The organism is Streptomyces sp. NPDC033131 (assembly GCF_055578365.1).
In genome coordinates this window covers 1-5,106 of record NZ_JBVIPA010000101.1, presented here as the reverse complement: position 1 = coordinate 5,106, position 5,106 = coordinate 1, and the positions used below count along the sequence as shown (strand labels likewise).

Here is a 5,106-nt window from a genome sequence, read left to right as displayed (position 1 = left end):
TCTCCACCACCCACAACCCGCACACACGATCGGTGCCCCCCACCCCCTCCGCAGGGTGGCCGGGGTGTGGGGCGGAGCCCCGCTCAGTAACCCGCGCTCGAGTAACAGAGAAGGGGCGGACCGCCTGGTGGCAGTCCGCCCCTCGTCGGGGGTGAGCCCCGACTACATCTCGACCTCGCGGCCCTTGACCTCGACCGCGGGGGGTTCCGGCGCCTGGACGACCTGGGGTTCGTCGCGCCGGGTCCGCTCGGCCTCCTCCATCTGCCGCGTCTGCTCGCGGTCGGACAGGATCTCCGTTGCCCGCCCGGCGGTCCGGACGGCCTCCTGCAGCTCCTCGCCCGTGAGCTTGGGCGCGGTCTCGTGGGCCCGCTCGCGCGACTGCCGCAGTGTCTCGGCTTCCTGCTCCGGCTGCAGGCGGGCGGGCTCGGCCTGGCGCTCCTGTTCCAGCTCTGGTTCCACGGCGGACGGCTGCACGTCCTCCGGCAGTTCCACGGGCTCCGGCTCCGGTGCGCGGAGTTCCAGCTGACGCTGCGCCTCCTGTGCCTGCTCGCGCGTCGGCTCGGTGTGCTCGTGCCACGCCTGCCGCGCCTCGTGGACCTTTTCCAGCTTCTCGCGGTCCTCGGCAAGCGAAGCGGTCAGGGCCTCGTACCCCTCGACGGCCTCCTGCAGCTCCTGCGCCTGCTCGGGGGTCTCGGCCTCCATCGCCTTGATGTACGTCTGGACCGATGCGCGCTCGGCGTCCGACAGGGACTCGCTGACCTCGCGGAGCTGCCCGGCGACGTGCGGCGGGGCCCACTCGGTTTCGCGGTCGTACCGCTCGACCATGCGCCGCAGCGTGGCGTCCGACGCTCCGACCAGCTCCATCCGGTCCTCGGGCTCGCCCAGCGCGCGGTACGCACGGTCCCAGTCCATGCGGACGTCGACCGCACCGCGGCCCGGCCGCTGGCCGATCGCGTCGCGCTCGTTCTCGTGCTGGTGCGCCTCGCGGAATGCGGCGACCGACCCGGCCCGCTCGATCCAGCGCTCCCGCCAGGTCGGGTCCTCGGGGACCGGTCCCAGCTTCTGCGCCCACTGCGGCAACTCGCCGGCCTCGGCCTGTTCCAACAGCTGCTGTCCCAGTTCCAGGCGCTTCTGCTCGGCCAGCTCCGCGACGCCCCGGGCGTACTCGCCTTCCGGGCCCTCGATCTCGGCGGCCCGGTTCCGCCAGTCGGCGCGCTCCTCGGCGGCGGCCTGGCGCTCCTCCACGATCCGGGCCCGTTCCTGCGTCTCCTGCCCGCCGTGCAGCACCTCGGCGCCCAGCGACATGGCCATGGCCTGGTCCATCGCTTCCTGCTGCCGCGCCTGCTCGACTGCTGCGGCCTCCGCTGCCCGCTGGGTCTCCATCGGGTCGATGACCTGCGCCCCGATGACTGCCTGCTGCGCGGCCAGGGCGTCCTCCTGGCTGCCGTTCCAGGCCAGGACCGGAGCCTGCGACATGGCCTCGGCCTGCCGCATCGCCTCGGCCTGCGCCTCCTCGCTGATCGACCGGTCCGCGTGGGCGACGGGCGCCACGGACAGCTCGGCCATGAGGTCGTTGACAGTGCGTTCCTGGGTCTCGACGGCCTCGCGCACCCGGGCCTCGTCTGCCTGGACCTGGCGCCGGTCGGCGGCCTCCAGCTCCCGCTCCGCCCGCCAGTGCAGCACCTTCGCCACGTCCTTGGCGTCGGCCAGGTCGCCCCCGGTGATGCTGCGCATCATCTCCATGGCGTCGTGGCCGGCGGCTTCGGCGCTGCGGCCCAGACGGATGAGGGAGCCGTACGCCTCGCTGTCGCGGACCTTCGAGAACTTGTCGCCCAGCTTCTCGAACAGGACCCGGCCGAACTTCTTCTCCGCGTCCTTGGTCGCCAGGTCTTCCAGCTCGTACGAGTGCTTCGCCAGGGAGCTGGACCATTCCAGCTCCTCGCGCTGCACCTGCGTCGCAGACTTCTCGACGCTGGAATTCTCCAGAGTCTGCTTGTAGAGGGTCATCGGGTCGGGCCGCTGGTCCTCGGGCACGCCCGGCATGTCCGTGGACATGTAGGCGGTGTTCCGCTCACGCCCGCGTGTCATCGCGACGTAGAACGCCTCCAGCGAACCGGAGCCGTCCCAGTAGGAGTGGGCCGTTCCAACGGTCCGCCCCTGGGTGGAATGGATCGTGCCCGCGTACGCCAGGTCCACGTGCTTCTGCACGTACGAGGACGGCAGGGACACGGTGTCCCCGTCGTCGTAGGCGGCGGTCACGGAGCCGTCCTCCGCGATGCCCAGCACCTTGACCACATCGCGGTTGGTGGCGAACCGGTCACCGGATGCGCTGGTCAGACGGCGGTTGTTGTCCCGGAGCTGGATCATGTCGCCCTTGCCGACCGTGAGGCCGCGCCCCTCCAGCTCGATGCCGTCCGCCTCGACCTCTCCGAGCCGGACGAGGTCGGCGCGGGCGCGGGCGGCCAGCTCGTCGGCCTGGGCCGTGGTCGGCGCGATGAGTACCGCGTCCTTCCCGCCCGTGTGGTCCACCAGCCACGACTGGTACGAGGCTTCCACCATCTCCTCGCGCGTTCCAGCGCGCAGACGGCCGCGGGTCTCGTACTCCGCGAGCACGTCCACCTCGCCCTTGCGGAGCTTCAGGGACGCCTCCTTCTCCCAGTCGGAGTTGAAGCGCATCACCTCGTCCAGGCGGTGGACGTTCGGCAGATCCTCGGTCAGCTGAGAGAACACCCCACCGCTGCCCACGCTGCTGAGCTGGGCGTTGTCGCCCACGTACAGCACCTTCGCCCCGGCCAGGTCGGCGTACCGGCGGATCTCGTCCAGCTGGCCCGTCTCGGCCATGGACGCCTCGTCCACCAGGATCAGCTGGCCGGGCCGGAGCTGGCACGCGTTCCGGTCCTCGTCCGACACCGCGGTGCCCGATTCCAACCGGCGGTTGGTGTCCAAAAACTTCGCGATGTTCGCGGCGTTCGCCACGCCCTCGTCGGACAGCACGCGGGCGGCGCGCTGGCTGACGGTGAGGCCGATCACGGGGCCGACTTCCTGCGTCCAGACGTCGTGGATCGCGCCCGCCAGGCGGCTCTTTCCAGTTCCAGCGGGGGCGGCCACGACCTCCATGCGGCGGCCGCTGGCCAGGATGGAGCGGAACGCCTTCTCCTGTCCCTCGTTCAGCCCGGCGCCAGCCACGGCCTCCTCGATCGCCTCGCGGCCCACGGCGGGGGCTCCCAGCTCGGTGGCCTTGGCGATGATGCGGCCCTCCCGCTCCAGGTGGGCCTCCGTGGCGTACCGGCGGGCGCCGTGGCGGGCGTAGACCGACAGCCCGTCCTCGCGGCACAGCTCCGGGGGGAGCGGGACGAGGTTGCGGGCGGTCAGCCGGACCACGGCCGTGTCCGCCCCGGGCTGCAGCGCGGCGTCGGCCAGCTCGTTGACGAGGGCGGTCACCTGGTGGCGTTCCAGCCCTCCGAGACAGTCCGGAAGCTCCTTGGTGATCTCCACGATCAGGTCACCTCGACGCCACGTCGACTTCTGGTCCTGGGCGTTCTCGATCGCCTGCCGCACGACCTTCGTCGGGTCGAATTCCAGGCCCGATTCCAGCGTACGTCCGTCGCGTTCCAGGTCGGCGGACGCGCGTTCCACCTGCGCTGGAATGTCGGCCAGCGACTCGCGGGTGTCGGCCACCATGTCGGCCTCCCAGCGCTCCAGCAGCTGCTCGCGCGGGACGGCTTCCACCTTGTTCTTCCGCTCGGTCAGGTTGACCCACTGCGCCATGCGGGCCAGCTCGTGGGCGCCCGGTGCCCGGCCGGTCCGCTCCTCGTACGCCTTGGCCAGCTCGGCAGTGCCCTTGGTGATGGTCCGCCGGCGGGAGCTGTACTTGTCGCGCTTCTCCTCGGAGATGCCGACGATCTCGCGGGCCATCCCGTCCGGGCGGGTGGCCACGCGAAAGCCCATCTTGCGGTACAGGGCCTCGTCCGACACCTTCTCGAAGATGTGCCCGGCCGCCTTGGTGTGCCGGTAGATCTCCTGTCCGTCGATCGCGAGCCACTTCGACGTGACTTCGCCGGTCACAGGGTCGACGGACGACGATTCCACGCGATTCCAGATCGCGTTGTGGATGTGCAGCTGAGGGTCCGAGTCACGGCTGGTGTGCTGCCGGAAGCTGGCGATCGTCCACGCGTGCGCGTCGACCTGGCGGCCCATCGGCGCCCCGTCCGGGTCCTTCGCACCGTGGCGTCCGTCGCGGGCGTATCCGGCCTCTTCCTCCAGGAACTCCAGCCCCGCCTGGACGCCTTCCATCAGGCACTCCCAGACCTGATTGGCCTTCTCGGCGGCGGCCGCCGCACCCTCCAGGTCCCCGGCCTCGCGGAGCCGCGCGGCCTCGATCTGGAACCCGGCGTGCAGCAGGCTGTACGACTTCGGCGCGGAGAACGTGACGTCGTAGTACGAGCGGCTGGAGGGGGCGTTCTGGCGCACCTTCAGCTCCGCCGCGCGGCGCTGCTCGGGCGTCGAATCCGGCCCCAGCTTCTCCAGCGCGGCGGCCACCTTCTCCTCCGTCGACTTGGTGTAGTCGTACGGCTTCCGGCCCACCCGCGCCTCGTCGTAGATGGCTGCCACCTGGGCGTTGTACTCGTCCGATCCGGGCTCGGCCGTGATCGCAGAGAGTGACGCCCGGACCTCCGCGTGGAGGCCCGGGTGCGTGAACTTCGAGTACATGTCGCTCATCAGCTCATGGTCGACTTCTCCAGTCAGACCAAGATCGTTTGCAGCGCTCCCGAGCCAGATCCCGGCCGGTTCTCCGGCCTGCTCGATGGACTTCAGGTAGTAGTGCTCACCGCCGCGACCGACCGCGTTCATGAGGTATCCCGGGTCTGATCCCGGGCTCACAGTAGCGGTCATGTGATCACGGTACGGGCCATCGGATGGTAATGCAAGGGTGTGTTGAAGTTAGTAGGTGGCTCAGGAATCAAGATCAGGGAAGAGAAGGGGGTGGAGAGGGCAAGTAGGCAGATGGGAGAGGAGATCGACAAGGGCAAGCAAGAGAGGAGAGCAAGCGGAGACAAGGGAAGGACGCAAGGAAAGATCAGCCATGGATCGGGAGAGCGCGAGAGG

General features: G+C 70.1%; 1 protein-coding gene. It reads right to left on the bottom strand.

The features are described from left to right. Nucleotides 1-162: 162 nt before the first annotated feature. Nucleotides 163-4,893, bottom strand: a complete 4,731-nt coding sequence (gene mobF / locus ACZ5XS_RS45555) for a MobF family relaxase (RefSeq protein WP_468661610.1) — start codon at nucleotides 4,891-4,893, stop codon at nucleotides 163-165. Nucleotides 4,894-5,106: the final 213 nt, after the last annotated feature.

Bases quoted from the DNA above. Each gene is read 5' to 3' on its own strand.
- mobF (WP_468661610.1), bottom strand. From the start codon at position 4,893: ATGACCGCTACTGTGAGCCCGGGATCAGACCCGGGATACCTCATGAAC.